Here is a 16,464-nt window from a genome sequence, read left to right on the forward strand (position 1 = left end):
ACAATTCTAGATCTGCCTAAGAGAGATAATTAAAGTGCTATAAGATAGATATTGTTATCCGGCAGGGGTAGACTATGGAAGCAATAAGACGTATTGTAAAAATATCGGATAATCATGAGATAACAATAAAGGTACCTGATTATATCCCTAAAAATGAACACATAGAAGTAATTATGCTCCTTAAAGACGAATCTGAGCTTTTTAATGAATCAGACAACACCATCCTCATCCCTGAACAACTGAATTCGAAGCAGGCCATTAAAGATCAGGATTCAAAGAACAGTGGTAAAAATGCTGTTAGCAATAGTAGTTCTGAAACTTATAAGCAAAAAATAAAGAGAATGAGGGAGGCTATGAATGATAAACTCTTTCTCGAAGACATTGCTGAGGTATCAGAGGATTATAAATACGTTGATCAGGAAGGTTGGGAAGAGTAGAGATGGGATATAGATGGTCTGTATATCTCGTATATCTTGATCCGGTTATTGGCTCAGAACAGGGAAAAACAAGGCCTGCTCTGGTCATAAGTGATGAGGAGATTAACAGAATTCTGCCTGTAATAACCATCCTGCCGGTTACATCGTTAAAACCCGGAAGAAAAGTTTACCCAAATGAAGTATTTATCTCAAAAGGAACAGGGGGTCTAAAAAAAGACTCACTCATTCTTTGTCATCAGATTAGAGCCATCGATAAACGACGTATTATTCGCAAACTGGGCAATATTGGAGATTTTAAGCTTAAAGATGAAATTCTCAATGCACTATCATTCCAACTGGGATTTTTAAAATAATTTTCCCTGAAAATTTAGGTTATTACAATGAACTGGCTGACTTTTAATGACAGGGATTCCCTCCCACTCGCTCTCTTCTCTATATCCTTAAGATCCATGCCGGTGCACCGACAGCCAAAACCCCGTCCGGCACATCCTTTGTCACAACCGCTCCGGCAGCGACAAGTGCACCCTCACCGGCCACAACTCCGGGAAGAAACGTTTGCATTGGCACCAATTGAGGCGCCTTTTTTTATCACCGGACCTTTGATACTGCCGTGGATGGCACCGTGCGGAGGGTACGAGCCATTAAATAAGTACAGCATTCGGGCCGATGAAGACGTTGTCCTCAATTACTACATCAGTCGGGATGTACACAAGGCTTTGAAGTGAGACATTACTGCCAATTTGGCAGTTGCCTTCAATAATTACTGAACTGCCGACAGAGACACTGGCCCCGATTGTTGTCTTCTCCTGAATCATCACTAAAACGTCCGGATGATATGTCGTTACTAATTGTAACTCCATTGTGGGTGACATTATCGGTGACATTTTAGAGCCTTAAGGCATACAGATCACCTATTGTAACCCATATAATATCTCCCTGCCGGAAGTCCTAGTATCTTCAATATTGCAAATCAGGAAATGATGATAAAATCAGGCACAGTCTGATCTTTCAGTGATGCTTAAAGCTGACTGTTCATCTCTGTTTTTACATGCCATTTTTCAACCTGAATCGTCTTTTAAAACTCTACAGCATTCCCTCAGGCATCTCCTTAAGGCCTGTGTCAGTGCACCGTACGGCCAACACATTACCTGTTACAACACACCGTTTGCTGCCTCAGTCGTCTGAAAAGATACATTTATTCATATTGGTGAGATATATTCCTGTCCGCAGGTTTATCATATGTCATCAGTAAAAGATAAAATGACAGAAATTATTCATTCACAGCCTGATGATTCATCATATGATGAGATATTACGTGAATTAATATTTGAACGAATAATTGAAAGAGGTCTTGATGATTCCAGGTCCGGAAAAGTAATCTCAGATGAAGAGATGAAAGAACGGATATTATCATGGCAGGGATAAAACGGACATAAATAAGTATCTGCTTAAACCCAGATATAAAGAGCCATAACCGGGAAATAATATGAACAGTAACAAACCTGAGATAAATAGTCCTGACACCTATAAACTTAAAATTGAAAACATGAAGATGTCTATGCAGGATAAGCTTTTTCTCGAAGACATTGCTGAGGTATCAGAGGATTATAAATACGTTGATCTGGAAGGTTGGGAAGAATAACTGTGAGATGAAGCATCCACAAAGTATTACAGCAGGCAAACAACAGACCAAAGTGAGCAGCGATGACTAAACCAATTGAACTGGGACTAATCCTAAAAGGAGAGGATGCACAAAGATTCCATAGATATATGGAAAATCCGGAATATTCAAAAGATGGAAAAGATATGATCCGCCGTGCAGCAAAGTTAGCTGAAAAGAAGCGTGCCAATACAATAGCTGACTAAATTCATAAACAGGACAAACATTATATCGCTATTTCATATATGACAGACTGATTAAGGAGAATTAAAAATATGAGAGTTCATGAATCTGAAATGGTCGAATTCAAAAAATCCCTCTCCAAGACAGAAACCTGCTCTTAAAGCAGTCTGCGGCTTTCTGAATTATCACGGAGGGATAATATCTTTCGGAAGGGCCAATGACGGAACAATAACCGGAGTTGAACCAACAGATCATACACTGCGTAAACTCTCCCAGCAGATATCCTCAAGGATAAAACCGGAAATTACCCCGGACATCCGTGTCATTAAAGAAGATGAAAAATCCATCATCGTTGTCACAGTTCCGGAGGGAAACAACAAACCATATTTCCTTGATGGTATTGCATATGTCCGTTCCGGAACTGAAAATAAAGTCATTCCACCGGACGAACTAAAACGGATAATTTTAAACAGCTATTCTCTCCCCTGGGATGAACAGGCATGCCACGGTGCTACAGTTAATGACATCGACCAGGATGCAGTCAGAACATTTCTAAAAAAGGCCAATGAAGAGAGGCGCTGTAACATCAATCCGGAATTACCATTGGAAATTTCGCTTGATAAACTCGGAATAATCAATAATGGCATACCGACCAATGCAGCAGTGCTCTTCTTTGGAAAAGAACCACAACGCTTCATCATTCAGTCCGAGAGTCACGTTGTGCCCGTTTCAAAGGTGAGGAAATCTCCGGCACATACATCAGTATGAGTGTCTTACAGGGCCGGCTTGACCAGATAATAGAAGATACCAATCAGTTCATCATTAAAACCATTAACAAATCTGCACAGATAATCCCTGGTAAAATGCAGAGAGAAGAACACTGGGAATACCCCCTTATAGCACTGCGTGAGGCTGTCATCAATGCCATCTGCCATCGCGATTATCAGGTGTCCGGAAATGTTCAGGTCAGAATATTTGACTCAAGACTTCAGATCTGAAAATCCCGGCCTCCTCCCGGACGGGATAACAATCGCCATCCTTAAAATGGAGCATGCTTCACGCCCCCGTAACAAAAAAATTGCATGGCTGCTGTTCCTTTCAGGGTACATTGAACAGTGGGGTTCAGGTACTTTAAATATGCTGAATGCCTGCAGAACGGAAGGTTCACCTGAACCGGAATTTAAGGAGGCCGGTGACGATTTTGTAGTCACATTTGATAAATCTCCTGCGCTTAATCTGCTAAAAAACCCTGAATTTTTAAATGAAAGGCAAAACAAATCAATACAGTACCTAATGGATCACGCTGCAATAAATTCTAAAGATTACAGTGATCTGTATGAATGTACCAGCCGGACAGCACGCCGTGATCTGTCTGAACTTGTCCGGTTAGGTATTGTAACAGCTATTAAAAAAGGAAAACAGGTTGAGTATTCTCTTCATGACTCTTTGCGGACATTGCGGACAAACGCGGACAAACACGGACATGGCGTATAATCTGTAATTCTGCTGTGACATATTGGCGATTTAGAAACAGGATTCTTCTCAAGATTTAAAGCACCCGGAGAAGAGTCAGTATTATATTTCATGTGAGGTAATCTGTAAATCATGGCATCCAAAAGTATCAGTATCTCTGATGAGGCATATGAACGCCTTAATGCATTAAAACAGAATGGTGAAAGCTTCACCGATGTAATAATCAGAGTCACTCCCAGGAAGAGAAAACTCTCTGAAATCCTAAAAGACCTGGAACCTATCGATGAAAAAGCCGCAGAGGAGATGAAAAAGGCAATAGAAGAAAGCAGTGATTAAATGATAATTCTTGACACTACTTTCCTTATAGACCTGTTATCAGAAAAAAAGGGAGCCATCAGATTTTTAGAGGAGATAGAGGATAAAGATGAATTAATCACAACAACATTTGTAAATATCCTCGAACTCCATAAAGGAGCATTCAGATCAAGACAGACAATAAATGAACTTGATAAAATTGATAAATTCCTGGAAAAGTTTGATTACCTCGACTTTACGGATGAAATATTCATCATATTTGGAAAATTATCTGCATATCTTAAGAGTAATGGGAGACCAATTGGACAGTTTGACGAACTGATTGCAAGCATTGCACTATACAATGACGCAGCGGTTGTAACAAATAACAAAAAAGATTTTTCCAGAGTACCCAACCTGAAAATAATCAATCACTAAACAACTTTGGACACAATCCGGTTTTTCAGTGATGCCTGGAGAATTCCCCATCACTATTTTTCAGACTGTTTTGAAAACCGGAATCATTCTTCCACACCCTCTTTAGGCGACTCCTTAAGATATGTGCCAGTGCATCGACAATGAGCATTCCCACTGGAGCATCATTTGTTACAACCTTCGCCAATCACAATTCCGGGCAGAACTGTTACACTGGTACCAATAGTAGCGTTCTTTTGACAGAATGTTTAGTATTGCTGTGGGGATGCTACCGCGTGGAGAACAGGAGTCATTAGTAAGTACTGCATTTGGCTATATGGGACATTATCTTCAGATATAATCACCAGCAAATTCTTTATTGTCTCATACTACAACATATACTTAAAGTTGAAAGTCAACATGCCGGACAATTTTATATCCGTTGTGGAAGAATCCGAAGACTTAAACAGCAGCCTCATCTCAAAGATATGCCTGGAGATTATGTGGGTACTCTCTGAACTTGGCGAAGATGGAGCCACAGCACGGCAACTTAAGGCCGGACTGAACCTGAGCGACGGCGCAACATATACAAACCTGAAAAAACTTGCAGGAATGGGTTATCTCCGCTGCGAAAAAGTGATTTTCGAAGGAGAAGAACTGGAACTTTATGCTATAACCCCAAAAGGACTGACTGAATGGCAGCGTATCCAAAACTGGCTCTGCAAACTCCTGGAATGTGAAGGTGACACCTGTAAGCGATAGAAGCAAAGCAATTGCCTGCCTTCGTGAAGCAGATTTTCAGATGGACAAAGACATGTTATCACTAAAATAGCAAGTATTTCCGGGATATAGAATCTTAACATATGTTCCGGATGTTAACCACTAATTACCTCTTCAAAGGAGTTCACAGAACTCTTCAGTTGTCAGACCGGTCTTAGACAGAATAGACTGAAGAGTTTTTGGTGCAAGGATTTTACCTGAATGGACAGTTACAATTACATCGTTTTCCCGGTTGTGAAAATAGTGATGCCTCTCTCTGATACCTACAGGCTCAAAACCAGCTTTTTTGAGAGCCTTAATGACCTTTTCCCCGGAAATTCGTAAAAAGCTTCATATTCCGGCTTTTGCAGTATTCATTGAAACAGTTACTTCAACCGGAACTGGCTTACACTTCGCTTTCAGTTTCCCGAACTTTTCTGCCCTTTTTTGTAAGCCGGTATTTCTGCAGACGACTCTGTGGTTTATCAGGGATAGTCATCTCAATAAGTCCTGATTCAATTGCAGGCCGGATATATCTTATCCGAATATTTTCCTCACTTTTAAGTCCCATTCTCTCCTGAATTTCCTGCCGGGTCATCTTAGCATCTAATATCATCAAAAGTCTCCTGACTTCCCCTGTGACTTCCCCTGTGACTTCCCCTGTGATTTCATAAGGTGGCAGACCTGCTTTATCACTTTTTAACGGTCTGTAGATTACTACTTCAAATCCATCTGTCATTAGAAAATCAGGTTCTTTAAGGTTAACTTTCCGGCATTGCTCAATCATATCGCCTGTGCCTGTGCCCATACGTTCTATATACCTTGTAAGGTACATTGGTTCTGCCAGAAGTGGGTTATTTGGGACAGAACCATGAGCTTCCTTCAGTTTTTCAATTGTCAGAGATGGGGGCAGCCTCCCTGGATTCCAGACAACCAGGCGGTCTGAAAAGAGCATAACCTGTACACTGCCATTGCCTGTATAATCCCTGTGTGCAACAGCATTGACTATCGCTTCAGCAACAACTTCTTTTGGGATTTCGTATTTAACAGGTGCCTGAGGACCGTATTCCCGCGTCCCTACAGATAAATCCAGTTTACTCAGCACAAAATCAACTGCCTGATCTACTATCTCAAAAACTGTGCCTTTGTACACCTGATATGAAGGGATTGGTTTGGAAACCCTGGTTCCATGGAAATGAGCACATTTAATTTCAGAAGACAAAAGGAAGCGCTGAGGGTTCCTGCCAAAAAGAAGAACCGAAGCGTTTGTCAGAAATCCATCGTCAAGAAGATTAAGGTGTTCTAACAAATCTGAAAAGTTTTCATCTTCCTTTAAAGGGAAATTCCGGATAGCCCTTGCAGATTTTATAAACCATCTCATCCTCTCCGGGTCAAGATCTTCAAACGAAGCTTTTAGACATGGTGAAGTGTCAAAAGGCCCTGATCTTACGATCATGGCAGCAGAAAGCCCACGACTTTAGCCGTGGGATGAATGCGTCTATATCACGACAATAAATATATATTCTTGCCCCCTAGGTAATAATACTGTTGGCAAAAAAAGAACGTTAGACTCATGCGAATACCTGCGTATATAATATTGGGTGCCATATTATTTGGTGTCCTAAATATAGACGAAATGTCCTACAACCTGATGTTGCAGTAAGGTTGAAAGAGTTATTGTATGAAAAAGCATCTGATATTGGTGTGGTAATTGAGGTCATGGAGATTATGCCGGACCACCTACATTTATTTGTTAAAACAAAACCAACTGCAAGTCCACATTGGGTTATCCAGCAATTTAAAGGTTATACTTCAAGAATTTTAAGACAGGAGTTTAGCACATTGAGAACCCGTCTTCCAACATTATGGACCAGAAGTTATTATTGTGAGAGTTGTGGTCATATTTCAGACGAAATTGTAAAAAAATACATCGAAGATCAAAAAAAGAACTAATCATGATTTTGACATATAAAATCCGCCACAATCAGGACTTCACTGAAGAACTAAAAAAAGCCTTTAAAGTAGCGGAGTTTGCAGTCAGGAATCCAAAATGCAGGTCTTCTAAAGCAGTTAAACATATTCAGTACTTTAAATTAAGTGCTCGATTAATATTTAAAATTGATGAATATTGTTTTAAAAATGTCTTACTGTATGCCCCTAAATTGAATATTATATCCAAATGTCCTGCATTTCAAATTTGAGGGATAAAAATGTATTTTGTAAACCGATTTTGGTTAACACCATTTTATCCCACTTGAACCACAACACACTGCTTCATATTTCATGAATAAATGTCTGAATAAATGAGTTTGAATCGAAATTATACCGTTTCCAGTAAAGATATTGTAAAATTTAAAATAGCTACCGCTAAACCTGGCCATCTGCATACTCAATTCATGAAGATGTCTGAATATCAGCTTATGGCAATTTCATTAAGGCTCAATAAATGGAAATGCTCCCAAGCCTCTTTAATTAAGATAGTGATAAAATGGTGCAAGGGAAATCGATCTCTATAAATTACCTTTGGTCCCCTCTGAAGTTTTGCAAATCTCTTCCATTTGATTGAAACCCAATGGTTCTGTATTATAAAAGAGATTAAAAAATAATAAAACCTAACTACCGGATCCTTAGTGGATGTCCTTGCACCACTTTTATTAGCAAGGACATATGTGGACTCAATGGCAAATCTGTGTTTATACAATCTTCTAATCGATTTTGGAGATTTACATACCTTATAAACTACAAATGCTCGATGAAGTACACCATTTTTGCCTTTCTTTCCCATTTGATAGACAATACAGTCAACTATTTCTATCTCCAATGGGAACTTTGATTTTGAATTTAGGGTGTGTTTAAAGGATTTTGATTTTTTACCTTTTAGATTCTTTTTGAGTTCCTCACCATGTTGCTTCACCGGCATGAGGTGTGGGACATCTGATTCTTTTAGGTAGCTAAAGATTTTACCTGTGTAGAACTCCCTGTCTAACATTAAACATTTTATTTTCAGACCTAAACTCCGAATTAACTCAACACATGTTTTTATTCCATCAAAATTATTATCATTATCTTTCCAGGGAATAACAAGAAGGGTGAGGTGCTTATCCTGGTCCACAATCGATAAAGTCATGTAAGCAAAGAACTTGGTTGTCGATGCTTTCTTCTTGTTGCGTATAATATTAGGATCTTCTTCTTCGTCTTTAACCCCATAATATGGCTTGAGGGTTTTATCAATAGCAAAATTGTAAGCCCTGCCTTCTATAATTATGCCTTCCCCTGCCAATAAAAGTATTTTAGAGGAATCTGATTCTAATTTCTCCATGTCAATATTATGTAAATATTTCAGACAGGTTGTATGGGATGGCAAACCATCTGTCATTTTTACAAGTCCTGAAATCGAATTTTTAGAACATGCCGCTGCTATTGTTCCTCTTACAATTGTTTTTGAATCATAATATCTGCCATCTGGAAAGGAGATATGATCCTCAATAATATCACAGATCAATTCAAGTTTTCCAAGCTTCAGTCCTGTATCTGACTGGATTTTGCTGTTTTTTTGACCAAATATTGCCACAAGGATGATGTTTTGGAGGCAATATATATCTATTGATTGGCAATTGGTACATCAAAAAAACAAGATCATATTGAACATTTGTCTGATTCAGATTGTGCAAACATTCCACGGCACGCAGCAGAGGTTTTGACACAATATAATATTGAGAAGTACTTAACTATTTGAGTTTAGGCAGAAAACTCCGGGGTCTTATGTGATGAAATTTGCGGAATCTTTAAAGTACTGATATTGGACTTAAATCAGCAATATCTAACCAAATATTGCGGAAATATGGTAGCCAGAAAAAGATTAAACGAGTACATAATGTAAATTTAGTTATTCCAAATCAATCAATCAGAGTCGATAAAGATAATCGGATTATCACAATAGTTCCATTAAAATTAACATTGAATTATCAATTCCCTGATTTTGAGAAGATAAATCAAATTGAAATTGATAAAGAGTTTGCTTATATATCATGTACCGTCAAAGAAGAGTCCGGGATGATACCCTCTGCATTTATAGGGGTTGATCGGAACACTACGGGCCATATTGTTGTATTGGCAAATCCAGATACTGGAAAAATTGAAAAGCTTGGTAAAAAAGCACTTCATATCCACAATAAATATTCTGCAATTCGTAAACGACTTCAAAGACAGGGAAAATTCAGACAATTGAAGAAGATAAAGGATAGAGAATCCCGAATCATCAGAGATTTAAATCATAAAATTAGTCGCTGGATTGTTAATATTGCTAAAGAACAAAATGCAGGTCTTGTATTTGAAGATTTAAAAGGAATTCGTAACTCCCGGAAACAGAGTAAATCGTTTAAATACGCCTTGAACAGTTGGTCATTTTATCAACTACAGTTATTTGTAGAATATAAGGCTAAGCTGCTTGGCGTTCCGGTGTATTATATAGATCCTGCATATACATCTCAAAACTGTTCAATTTGTGGTAAAATAGGAATTCGTAACGGAAAAGAGTTTAAGTGTCCACATTGTGGCCACGTTGATCATGCTGATGTAAATGCTGCATTCAACATAGCAAATCGTCAAAAAAGCATGGTTGATCGTGTACAGAAAGAGATGTACACGATGGGAGCACTGATACCCCACGACGCAATGTTTGAAGAATGTCAAACAACGTCAGAACCCCACGTGCTTTAGCCGTGGGAGTATGTCAGTAACTGCTTTTCTATAAGATATTCAACAAGTGCAGAGTATACTCCGGAAAGGAGTTCTGCTGATGTATCAAATCTTTTCCGTGTAATTTCTTTCTGTACTCTTCCAACAAGAAGCTGCATTTTCATATCCCTGGAAGAATCATCTGAGCCTCTGACATAAATCAGACGATATTTGTTAAGTTTTGTGGCAAGGTTAAATTCCTTTTCTGTCGGTGATAAACCGTCATCATCTATAGAGCCATAATTATACCCAAAAAGACCAACATAAACATCACATTGCTTAACTTCCTCCAGATATAGTTCATCAGGTCTGCGGCTTACAGCCGGAAGATCTTCAAACAGAAAAACTTCAAAAAATCTTCGCATCAGAGCATCACCCTGCAGGTAATCCCTTAGTCTTGCTCTTTCTTCAGCGAATTCTTTCTGAACACTACTTATGAATATTCGGATTGGAATCATTTTAAAACTCAGGTCCAGAGATTATTGTCATTATTTTATTTTATAAGTCATTATATCTTATAATTTCTGTAAATTATTCAGATTCCGCACCAAAAAAAGTAAACACAACCTCATATTAAGAGAAGATAATTGTTATAACTGCCCCGGCAGTGACAAGTGAACTTCACTATCATCTTTGACCGGAGATGTAAGCTACCGGGCTTTAGTGAACTAAGCCATGCTTTCGAGAGTGACGTTTCCTGCGAGTGTATTAAAAATAGTCATGTTACAAATTGTAATTTCATTACAACCTGAATCATTCATTGTCTGATTCATTACGTTTTTTAATAATCCCTTCTACAACTTTATCAAAATCTGTTTCAAGCCATTTTTTCCGTTCTTTTGTATAATCGCCACTGCCATGTGAATAACTCTGAATAAACCTTACAGCGTCTTTCGGGCCCAGATTTTTTACCAGAATTTCAAATCCTGTTATTCTGATCTCATTTAGTGTTTTCGTCTCCATATATTTCCTCCATAAGCCATTTTAATGGATTATTTACCTTAATGGATACATTTTTTTCCTGCTTTTTTAAATGTTTGATCAGCAGATCATCGGTAGTCAGAAATAATGCTCCAATACTTTCTGCTACAGCTACGTGAAGGGCATCAAATGTGTCAATGCCATTATTGTGAAGAATACGGGCACGCTTAATTATTTTTTTATTTATTACTACTTTTTCCTCAGCAGGAATAAGGAAATTCCTGATGGCCTCAATTTTCTCCTCATCCGGAATATTTCGTAGTCAATGACTTCACTCCCGATTAATTTCCAGTCTGCCATACATCTGTTCAGTATTGCAGTTACTGCTTCTGCCTCCATACTGATCCTGTATGATGTCTGATCATCAAAAGGTCTGCAAAGACAGCATACGTCAAGATATATTTTCATGTACCTGCCCAAATAATAACAGATCACACTATTATTGTATGATATATATTCTTATCTGTAAAGAGTCACTGTCTGAAAATCCGGGTGAGCCGATTATTCTAAGCTTTTTGTCCATATTCATCTCTTTATCCTGGCAGTCAGAAGTAATATCCAGTCCCATTTAACGATACATTGACTCTTCAACATTATTACAATGATTCTTCTCTAAATTATCAGAGCAAATCCATGAATTCATCAGGAGTTAAACCAGCTTCCCTTATGATTGCTCTAAGCGTACCACGTGAAATTTAATTGTGATTTGGAATTGTCAGAGGTCTTTTTTCCGGATGCCGAAGATGAATATGACTTCCTTTCTGGCCATAAACATAATATCCCTCTTTAGAAAAAGCCTTTATAACCTGGTTGCCTGACAAAACCGGAACTTTAGAACTTATACATTTACTGCAACAAAAGCTTCAGTCATACCATTCTCCGGTCTTAAAGGGATTCCTTCTTCTGCAAGGGATTTAAGATGGAGTTCTATGGCTTCTGTTATATTCTCTTTTGCCTCTTTTTCTGTCCTGCCCTGTGATATACATCCGGGAAGGGAAGGGACAGTTGCAGTATAGTCTAATGCGAAACTTTCCGGAAAAATCCGGAAAGTCTGCTTAAGACTATGTAGTGCGGTTAGAGTGCACGCTTTAGAATAATCTTCATTTCATTCCGATTATTCCAAAACGTAAAGTTCTGCACTATAAACCAACCGTCTTCATCTTTTTCGAGAAGAATTTTAAACTGAATCATTTTTCCAGGTCCTAAAATGCCTATGTAATAACTAATGTCTTACAGAAATAATATATTTTTCATGCCTGATCTCATAACCCCGGCAACTGCCATAATCTCCCCGATGAAAGGGTTTTGAAAACCGGAATCATCTCCTGGACCCCTCAGGTAACTCCTTAAACCGTGCCGGTGCACTGAATGCCAAAACGACTTCCGGAAACATCTTTTGTCACAACAGCACCGGCAGCGACAAGTGCACCCTCACCGACCACAACTCCGGGGAGGATGGTTGCATTGGCACCGATGGAGGAACCTTTCTTTATCACCGGACCTTTTATTCCTCCGCGTGGAGGGTACGGGTCATTGATAAGTACTGCATTCGGGCCGATGAAGACATTGTCCTCAATTACTACGTCAGTCGGGATATAGACAAGGCTCTGAAGTGAGACATTATTCCCGATTGTACAGTTGCCTTCAATGATAACTGAACTGCCGACAGAGACATTGTCACCGATTGTTGTCTTCTCCCGAATCATTACTGAATGTCCGGATGAGAAGTTGTCACCAATTGTAACATCACTGTAGATAATTGTCCCCGGCCTTAAGACAAAATTGTTGCCAATTGTAACACCTGTGAAATCTTCTTTGCCGGAGGTTTTGGAGCATATAATATTGTATATCAGGAAATAATAATGAAATAACAAGACATTAATAATGTCAGTTCTTATTAAAATAATAATGAAATAACAAGACATTAATAATGTCAGTTCTTATTAAAATAATAATGAAGCGGATTCAAATCATTGTCAGTGGCAATATTCCGAATGCTGAATTCCGCGAGTATATTTTAAAAGAGGCTTTTAACAGAGACATTACAGGATATGTACAAAATCCTGGAAGTGGGAAGGTTGAAATTATTGCCGAAGGGAAGGAAGAAGAACTCCGGGCATTTATTTCCCAGATAAATATAACAAGTCCACCCATTTATATAACTGAATGTAATATCACATGGCAGGACACAAAAGGGGAATTTAATGAATTTGAAATCCTGAAAGGAGAACTTAATGAAGAAGTCCATGAAAGAGGAGAATTTACCAGGATAGCTTTACAAAATGAATCTGCAACTTTAGATTTAATTCGTTCCTCAGTCATGGATTCTGAATACGTCAGAACAAGAATAGAAAGAGTTCGTTATCTATTTAGATTTGAGACACTTTCATCATATATTGCAATAAGTGAGATAACATTTGCCAATAAAGGCAATGAATATATCGGAGTGATAAAATATGACCTCGGAGAATATAAGCCATTTCTTAAGATAACTGATTCAAATGGTGAATGTCTGGAATTTGCAAAAGCTAGGGAAGCAGGTAAGAATGGCAATTCAGATTATCTCATAAATATATATCTCCCATATAATCGTGAGTTAAAACCAAAATACAGGCGTACCCTTACATTTGAGAATTTTTCTCCTTATTCATGTAATGATGAAAGTCAAAAATATGAAAATGCAAATTATCTCAGATTTCATTTTGAGATGCCCGATGAAATTAATTCCTATGTTGTAATTGAAGCTGCGGAGCATTTTGATTTCGATGATTATTTAGAAGTAATTGATCAGGATGGAGAAGTAATTGAAGATAATGTAATGTCTCTTGCTGAAGAGATCAGATTTGTCAGCAGTAGAAGTGGAAAAAGGGCTTATTTTTCATTTAAAGGAGATGGATCAAAACGGATTTTAAGAATTACTCATCGGCACGATGTTCACAAAAGGTTGCTGAACTGGATAAGAGTAGGTTTAGTATTGGGTGTATTATCGGCAGTTTTTATACCGATTGGATTAATTTACTCTTTTGGTAATGGTTTCCTGAATAATTCAGGCCTTTTTATTACTTACCCGGTATTTGTTATTACAACTTTAGTCATTATCAAAGGTTGGCTTTTCCTTAAAGATCTTGATAGTGAACTTGAAAATTTAAATTTCTATTATATTCTTCTTGTAACTATCCTCGTTCTTGAATTAATAGGAATTTTTATGTTCTCTGTTCTATTACAAGGTATGTGTCCGTTGTTTGGCAATTGCAATTGAACGATTAATTCATCTATGCTGATAATGAAGTAGGTTTTAACAGTCTGGATGATTTGCCGGAGTTAAGTTATATAACCACCCACCTTTTAAATTCTTACTGCGGGTAAACATGGAGATACTAAATAATTAAATAATATTATGTCACACAAGTATGATTATGACTCATCGTGGTAAGGCAGCTCTTCTTTCAGTTAAAGCACCCTATGCAGAGATTATTCAGGGGAAAAAAGAATCTAAACTTGTAAAAAAAGAGATTGAGATCGGCCTTAAAAAGAAGAGTATTATGAAGATTTAAAATATATTTCCTCCACACTTAACATCAGTTCTTTTCGTTCTAAGTCCACATAATTCATCCGGTTTTTCTACAGTTCACTCAGAGCAAATCCATGAATTCATCAGGAGTTAAACCAGCTTCCCTTATGATTGCTCTAAGGGTACCACATGAAATTTCATTATGATTTGGAATTGTCAGAGGTCTTTTTTCCGGATGCCGAAGATGAATATGACTTCCTTTCTGGTCATGAATATAACATCCCACTTTAGAAGGCACAGTCTGATATTTCAGTGTTGCTTAAGGAATATCATTAATGAATGCTTTTCAGAGAGTTTTGTAACCGGAATCATTCTCCCTATCCTGGCATCTCCTTAAGATCTACTGCCGGTGCACCTAAGATCCCGGACATTCCTGCCGGCACATCTTTTGTCACAACCGCACCGGCAGTGACACAGGAATAACATCACCCTTCAGCAACATGTGTGATGTTAGTTAGAAGATTATATTTTCACCAGCTTTTCCTACTGTTCTCTCTTTCTAATCATCCATGAATCGTCCGGGTGATAAATTATTTATGCTCCCGGGTGCTACATTCAATAATCGCTGGGACAAATCCGTATTGCAATTCCGGATTTGTCCAAAATCAGAGGGGAATTATGATCAAAAGAGAAGCCGAAGAGAAGTTAAAGGAACTTGCAGCCGGATTTCCGGCAGTAAGCGTCACAGGACCAAGACAATCCGGAAAGACAACTCTTGTCAGGTCTGTTTTTCCGGAAAAACCCTATGTATTACTTGAAGATTTAGACATTAGATCATATGCAAAGGAAGACCCCAGAAGTTTTCTCGCGCAGTATACAGATACAGGAGCAGTAATAGATGAAATTCAGCATGTACCTGAATTATTCTCCTACCTGCAGGGAATTCTTGACAGCTCAAAAGAACCGGGAAGGTTCATTCTTACCGGCTCACAGAATTTCATGCTGTCAGAGAAGATATCACAGTCCCTTGCAGGAAGGGTTGGAATCCTAAAACTTCTTCCGCTGTCGATTTCGGAGATAAAAAATGCCGGCCTGGCGAAAAAGTCATATGAGGATTATCTGTTCACAGGATTTTACCCCCGAATCTATGATAATGATATTAATGCGGCAGATTACTACTCATCATATGTCCAGACATATATTGAAAGGGATCTCAGGCAGCTGAAGCAGATTAAGGATCTTTTTCTGTTTCAGGACTTTCTGAAGATGTGCGCAAACAGAAACGGTCAGGTTGTAAACTTCTCCTCACTTGCAAATGACTGTGGTATCACAGACAAAACAGCAAAGGAATGGCTCTCTCTACTTCAGGCATCGTTTACAGTATTTTTAACAAGGTCTCATCACAAAAATTACAACAAAAGGCTTACAAAAATGCCAAAACTCTACTTTACAGATCCCGGCCTGGCATCAAACCTTGCAGGAATACAAAGTCCCGAACAGTTAAATTACCATCCGCTAAAAGGGGGCCTCTTTGAGTCGATGATAGCAGGTGAACTGTTAAAGTTCAGATTCAACAGATCAAGGGAGAACAATCTTTACTACTGGAGGGATAAATCCGGTCATGAGATAGACTGCATCATAGATACAGGACAAAATAATCCGGTTCCCGTTGAGATAAAGGCAGGCAGGACAATAAGTACAGATTACTTTAAAAATATTTTATACTGGAATAATCTCTCAGGAAACCCTCCGGAAAGGTCCTTTGTTGTCTATGGCGGCGACAAATCTCAGAACAGAAAAGCGGGGAGAGTAATATCCTATGATGATATTGGTGAGCTGAGCGGATATCTGTAATCAGAGATCTTAACAAAGAAAGGTATTTTTAGGGAGAAATGGGCTGATCAGCTTTTGCACGATTTTCATATTCATTAAGGAATTTTGCCTTTATGGCATAATTATCTGTTAATCTGAAAAGGTCCCGTGTTTTTGGCATTAAGTCCAATATTCGTCATCAG

28 protein-coding genes are annotated in these 16,464 nt (G+C 38.3%); 16 read left to right on the forward strand and 12 right to left on the reverse strand.

Translation table 11 applies throughout. The features are described from left to right. The first annotated feature begins 74 nt into the window (after nucleotides 1-74). Nucleotides 75-437 carry a hypothetical protein gene (locus L6E24_RS13235; RefSeq protein WP_257742428.1) on the forward strand — a complete coding sequence of 121 codons (363 nt, stop codon included), beginning with the start codon at nucleotides 75-77 and terminating at the stop codon, nucleotides 435-437. Between the two features lie 2 nt (nucleotides 438-439). Beyond that, the gene (locus L6E24_RS13240; RefSeq protein WP_257742429.1) at nucleotides 440-790 is read left to right on the forward strand and encodes a type II toxin-antitoxin system PemK/MazF family toxin; all 351 of its coding nucleotides are present in this window, start codon (nucleotides 440-442) and stop codon (nucleotides 788-790) included. A gap of 79 nt (nucleotides 791-869) precedes the next feature. On the opposite strand, the gene L6E24_RS13245 is transcribed toward L6E24_RS13240, so the two are convergent. After that, complete coding sequence (locus L6E24_RS13245) at nucleotides 870-998, reverse strand: LbetaH domain-containing protein (RefSeq protein WP_308219128.1); 129 nt, start codon at nucleotides 996-998, stop codon at nucleotides 870-872. A gap of 80 nt (nucleotides 999-1,078) precedes the next feature. After that, nucleotides 1,079-1,321 (reverse strand): LbetaH domain-containing protein, encoded by a 243-nt coding sequence (locus L6E24_RS13250; protein WP_257742430.1) that lies wholly within the window; start codon nucleotides 1,319-1,321, stop codon nucleotides 1,079-1,081. A 355-nt stretch (nucleotides 1,322-1,676) separates the two neighbouring features. On the opposite strand from L6E24_RS13250, the gene L6E24_RS13255 reads away from it, so the two are divergent. The 9 genes from L6E24_RS13255 to L6E24_RS13295 all read left to right on the forward strand — a co-directional run bounded on the left by L6E24_RS13255 (nucleotide 1,677) and on the right by L6E24_RS13295 (nucleotide 5,223). Next, on the forward strand, nucleotides 1,677-1,862 hold the full coding sequence (locus L6E24_RS13255) for a hypothetical protein (RefSeq protein ID WP_257742431.1): 186 nt from the start codon (nucleotides 1,677-1,679) through the stop codon (nucleotides 1,860-1,862). Between the two features lie 61 nt (nucleotides 1,863-1,923). Next, nucleotides 1,924-2,079 carry a hypothetical protein gene (locus tag L6E24_RS13260; protein ID WP_257742432.1) on the forward strand — a complete coding sequence of 52 codons (156 nt, stop codon included), beginning with the start codon at nucleotides 1,924-1,926 and terminating at the stop codon, nucleotides 2,077-2,079. A gap of 62 nt (nucleotides 2,080-2,141) precedes the next feature. Continuing rightward, complete coding sequence (locus L6E24_RS13265; RefSeq protein WP_257742433.1) at nucleotides 2,142-2,303, forward strand: hypothetical protein; 162 nt, start codon at nucleotides 2,142-2,144, stop codon at nucleotides 2,301-2,303. Nucleotides 2,304-2,382: 79 nt separating this feature from the next. Then, entirely contained in the window at nucleotides 2,383-3,048 is a 666-nt protein-coding gene (locus L6E24_RS13270; RefSeq protein ID WP_257742434.1) for an AlbA family DNA-binding domain-containing protein, read from the forward strand. After that, nucleotides 3,045-3,278, forward strand: a complete 234-nt coding sequence (locus L6E24_RS13275) for a hypothetical protein (RefSeq protein ID WP_257742435.1) — start codon at nucleotides 3,045-3,047, stop codon at nucleotides 3,276-3,278. The genes L6E24_RS13270 and L6E24_RS13275 overlap by 4 nt, the downstream gene beginning before the upstream one ends. Continuing rightward, nucleotides 3,256-3,774 carry an ATP-binding protein gene (locus L6E24_RS13280; RefSeq protein WP_257742436.1) on the forward strand — a complete coding sequence of 173 codons (519 nt, stop codon included), beginning with the start codon at nucleotides 3,256-3,258 and terminating at the stop codon, nucleotides 3,772-3,774. The genes L6E24_RS13275 and L6E24_RS13280 overlap by 23 nt, the downstream gene beginning before the upstream one ends. A gap of 111 nt (nucleotides 3,775-3,885) precedes the next feature. Further along, entirely contained in the window at nucleotides 3,886-4,089 is a 204-nt protein-coding gene (locus L6E24_RS13285; protein ID WP_257742437.1) for an antitoxin VapB family protein, read from the forward strand. After that, entirely contained in the window at nucleotides 4,090-4,485 is a 396-nt protein-coding gene (locus L6E24_RS13290) for a type II toxin-antitoxin system VapC family toxin (RefSeq protein ID WP_257742438.1), read from the forward strand. It begins immediately after the preceding gene. A gap of 396 nt (nucleotides 4,486-4,881) precedes the next feature. Further along, nucleotides 4,882-5,223 (forward strand): transcriptional regulator, encoded by a 342-nt coding sequence (locus tag L6E24_RS13295; RefSeq protein WP_257742439.1) that lies wholly within the window; start codon nucleotides 4,882-4,884, stop codon nucleotides 5,221-5,223. A gap of 132 nt (nucleotides 5,224-5,355) precedes the next feature. On the opposite strand, the gene L6E24_RS13300 is transcribed toward L6E24_RS13295, so the two are convergent. Next, entirely contained in the window at nucleotides 5,356-5,559 is a 204-nt protein-coding gene (locus L6E24_RS13300; RefSeq protein WP_308219161.1) for a type II toxin-antitoxin system HicA family toxin, read from the reverse strand. Nucleotides 5,560-5,626: 67 nt separating this feature from the next. Further along, the gene (locus L6E24_RS13310; protein WP_257742441.1) at nucleotides 5,627-6,676 is read right to left on the reverse strand and encodes a Fic family protein; all 1,050 of its coding nucleotides are present in this window, start codon (nucleotides 6,674-6,676) and stop codon (nucleotides 5,627-5,629) included. A 140-nt stretch (nucleotides 6,677-6,816) separates the two neighbouring features. Here L6E24_RS13310 and tnpA point away from each other — a divergent pair, with 140 nt between their 5' ends. Then, a complete protein-coding gene (tnpA, locus tag L6E24_RS13315) occupies nucleotides 6,817-7,173 on the forward strand; it encodes an IS200/IS605 family transposase (protein WP_257744039.1) in 357 nt (118 codons plus the stop codon). A 460-nt stretch (nucleotides 7,174-7,633) separates the two neighbouring features. Here tnpA and L6E24_RS13320 read toward each other — a convergent pair whose 3' ends face one another. Further along, entirely contained in the window at nucleotides 7,634-8,791 is a 1,158-nt protein-coding gene (locus L6E24_RS13320; protein ID WP_257742442.1) for a transposase, read from the reverse strand. Between the two features lie 260 nt (nucleotides 8,792-9,051). Between L6E24_RS13320 and L6E24_RS13325 the strand changes: the two genes are divergently transcribed. Beyond that, a complete protein-coding gene (locus L6E24_RS13325) occupies nucleotides 9,052-9,939 on the forward strand; it encodes an RNA-guided endonuclease InsQ/TnpB family protein (RefSeq protein ID WP_257742443.1) in 888 nt (295 codons plus the stop codon). Here L6E24_RS13325 and L6E24_RS13330 read toward each other — a convergent pair. The 6 genes from L6E24_RS13330 to L6E24_RS13355 all read right to left on the reverse strand — a co-directional run bounded on the left by L6E24_RS13330 (nucleotide 9,936) and on the right by L6E24_RS13355 (nucleotide 12,812). After that, nucleotides 9,936-10,415: a DUF4062 domain-containing protein gene (locus tag L6E24_RS13330; RefSeq protein WP_257742444.1), complete on the reverse strand. Its 480-nt coding sequence runs from the start codon at nucleotides 10,413-10,415 to the stop codon at nucleotides 9,936-9,938. The genes L6E24_RS13325 and L6E24_RS13330 overlap by 4 nt on opposite strands. 295 nt (nucleotides 10,416-10,710) lie before the next feature. Further along, entirely contained in the window at nucleotides 10,711-10,920 is a 210-nt protein-coding gene (locus L6E24_RS13335; protein ID WP_257742445.1) for a hypothetical protein, read from the reverse strand. 207 nt (nucleotides 10,921-11,127) lie between these two features. Continuing rightward, nucleotides 11,128-11,346, reverse strand: a complete 219-nt coding sequence (locus L6E24_RS13340; protein ID WP_257742446.1) for a hypothetical protein — start codon at nucleotides 11,344-11,346, stop codon at nucleotides 11,128-11,130. 287 nt (nucleotides 11,347-11,633) lie between these two features. Beyond that, on the reverse strand, nucleotides 11,634-11,759 hold the full coding sequence (locus L6E24_RS13345; protein ID WP_257742447.1) for a type II toxin-antitoxin system HicA family toxin: 126 nt from the start codon (nucleotides 11,757-11,759) through the stop codon (nucleotides 11,634-11,636). A gap of 17 nt (nucleotides 11,760-11,776) precedes the next feature. Next, nucleotides 11,777-11,980: a type II toxin-antitoxin system HicB family antitoxin gene (locus L6E24_RS13350; RefSeq protein WP_257744040.1), complete on the reverse strand. Its 204-nt coding sequence runs from the start codon at nucleotides 11,978-11,980 to the stop codon at nucleotides 11,777-11,779. A gap of 304 nt (nucleotides 11,981-12,284) precedes the next feature. Continuing rightward, nucleotides 12,285-12,812, reverse strand: a complete 528-nt coding sequence (locus L6E24_RS13355; protein WP_308219129.1) for a DapH/DapD/GlmU-related protein — start codon at nucleotides 12,810-12,812, stop codon at nucleotides 12,285-12,287. A 56-nt stretch (nucleotides 12,813-12,868) separates the two neighbouring features. Between L6E24_RS13355 and L6E24_RS13360 the strand changes: the two genes are divergently transcribed. Both L6E24_RS13360 and L6E24_RS13365 read left to right on the forward strand, forming a co-directional pair. Then, the gene (locus L6E24_RS13360; RefSeq protein WP_257742448.1) at nucleotides 12,869-14,197 is read left to right on the forward strand and encodes an acylphosphatase; all 1,329 of its coding nucleotides are present in this window, start codon (nucleotides 12,869-12,871) and stop codon (nucleotides 14,195-14,197) included. Between the two features lie 157 nt (nucleotides 14,198-14,354). After that, nucleotides 14,355-14,492 (forward strand): hypothetical protein, encoded by a 138-nt coding sequence (locus L6E24_RS13365; RefSeq protein WP_257742449.1) that lies wholly within the window; start codon nucleotides 14,355-14,357, stop codon nucleotides 14,490-14,492. 78 nt (nucleotides 14,493-14,570) lie between these two features. Here the strand turns inward: L6E24_RS13365 and L6E24_RS13370 are convergent, their stop codons facing one another. Beyond that, complete coding sequence (locus tag L6E24_RS13370) at nucleotides 14,571-14,747, reverse strand: type II toxin-antitoxin system HicA family toxin (protein ID WP_308219130.1); 177 nt, start codon at nucleotides 14,745-14,747, stop codon at nucleotides 14,571-14,573. A 380-nt stretch (nucleotides 14,748-15,127) separates the two neighbouring features. Here L6E24_RS13370 and L6E24_RS13375 point away from each other — a divergent pair, with 380 nt between their 5' ends. Beyond that, on the forward strand, nucleotides 15,128-16,303 hold the full coding sequence (locus L6E24_RS13375; protein ID WP_257742450.1) for an ATP-binding protein: 1,176 nt from the start codon (nucleotides 15,128-15,130) through the stop codon (nucleotides 16,301-16,303). Nucleotides 16,304-16,464: the final 161 nt, after the last annotated feature.

It is taken from the genome of Methanoplanus endosymbiosus (assembly GCF_024662215.1).
GTDB lineage: Archaea > Halobacteriota > Methanomicrobia > Methanomicrobiales > Methanomicrobiaceae > Methanoplanus > Methanoplanus endosymbiosus.

What these genes read in the sequence shown, in the direction of transcription:
- L6E24_RS13335 (WP_257742445.1), bottom strand. Translation starts at nt 10,920, where the DNA reads ATGGAGACGAAAACACTAAATGAGATCAGAATAACAGGATTTGAAATT.
- L6E24_RS13265 (WP_257742433.1), top strand. Translation starts at nt 2,142, where the DNA reads ATGACTAAACCAATTGAACTGGGACTAATCCTAAAAGGAGAGGATGCA.
- L6E24_RS13270 (WP_257742434.1), top strand. Translation starts at nt 2,383, where the DNA reads ATGAATCTGAAATGGTCGAATTCAAAAAATCCCTCTCCAAGACAGAAA.
- L6E24_RS13260 (WP_257742432.1), top strand. Translation starts at nt 1,924, where the DNA reads ATGAACAGTAACAAACCTGAGATAAATAGTCCTGACACCTATAAACTT.
- L6E24_RS13285 (WP_257742437.1), top strand. Translation starts at nt 3,886, where the DNA reads ATGGCATCCAAAAGTATCAGTATCTCTGATGAGGCATATGAACGCCTT.
- L6E24_RS13275 (WP_257742435.1), top strand. Translation starts at nt 3,045, where the DNA reads ATGAGTGTCTTACAGGGCCGGCTTGACCAGATAATAGAAGATACCAAT.
- L6E24_RS13360 (WP_257742448.1), top strand. Translation starts at nt 12,869, where the DNA reads ATGTCAGTTCTTATTAAAATAATAATGAAGCGGATTCAAATCATTGTC.
- L6E24_RS13240 (WP_257742429.1), top strand. Translation starts at nt 440, where the DNA reads ATGGGATATAGATGGTCTGTATATCTCGTATATCTTGATCCGGTTATT.
- L6E24_RS13330 (WP_257742444.1), bottom strand. Translation starts at nt 10,415, where the DNA reads ATGATTCCAATCCGAATATTCATAAGTAGTGTTCAGAAAGAATTCGCT.
- L6E24_RS13365 (WP_257742449.1), top strand. Translation starts at nt 14,355, where the DNA reads ATGACTCATCGTGGTAAGGCAGCTCTTCTTTCAGTTAAAGCACCCTAT.
- L6E24_RS13375 (WP_257742450.1), top strand. Translation starts at nt 15,128, where the DNA reads ATGATCAAAAGAGAAGCCGAAGAGAAGTTAAAGGAACTTGCAGCCGGA.
- L6E24_RS13245 (WP_308219128.1), bottom strand. Translation starts at nt 998, where the DNA reads ATGCAAACGTTTCTTCCCGGAGTTGTGGCCGGTGAGGGTGCACTTGTC.
- L6E24_RS13340 (WP_257742446.1), bottom strand. Translation starts at nt 11,346, where the DNA reads ATGAAAATATATCTTGACGTATGCTGTCTTTGCAGACCTTTTGATGAT.
- L6E24_RS13250 (WP_257742430.1), bottom strand. Translation starts at nt 1,321, where the DNA reads ATGTCACCGATAATGTCACCCACAATGGAGTTACAATTAGTAACGACA.
- L6E24_RS13255 (WP_257742431.1), top strand. Translation starts at nt 1,677, where the DNA reads ATGTCATCAGTAAAAGATAAAATGACAGAAATTATTCATTCACAGCCT.
- L6E24_RS13295 (WP_257742439.1), top strand. Translation starts at nt 4,882, where the DNA reads ATGCCGGACAATTTTATATCCGTTGTGGAAGAATCCGAAGACTTAAAC.
- L6E24_RS13290 (WP_257742438.1), top strand. Translation starts at nt 4,090, where the DNA reads ATGATAATTCTTGACACTACTTTCCTTATAGACCTGTTATCAGAAAAA.
- L6E24_RS13310 (WP_257742441.1), bottom strand. Translation starts at nt 6,676, where the DNA reads ATGATCGTAAGATCAGGGCCTTTTGACACTTCACCATGTCTAAAAGCT.
- L6E24_RS13235 (WP_257742428.1), top strand. Translation starts at nt 75, where the DNA reads ATGGAAGCAATAAGACGTATTGTAAAAATATCGGATAATCATGAGATA.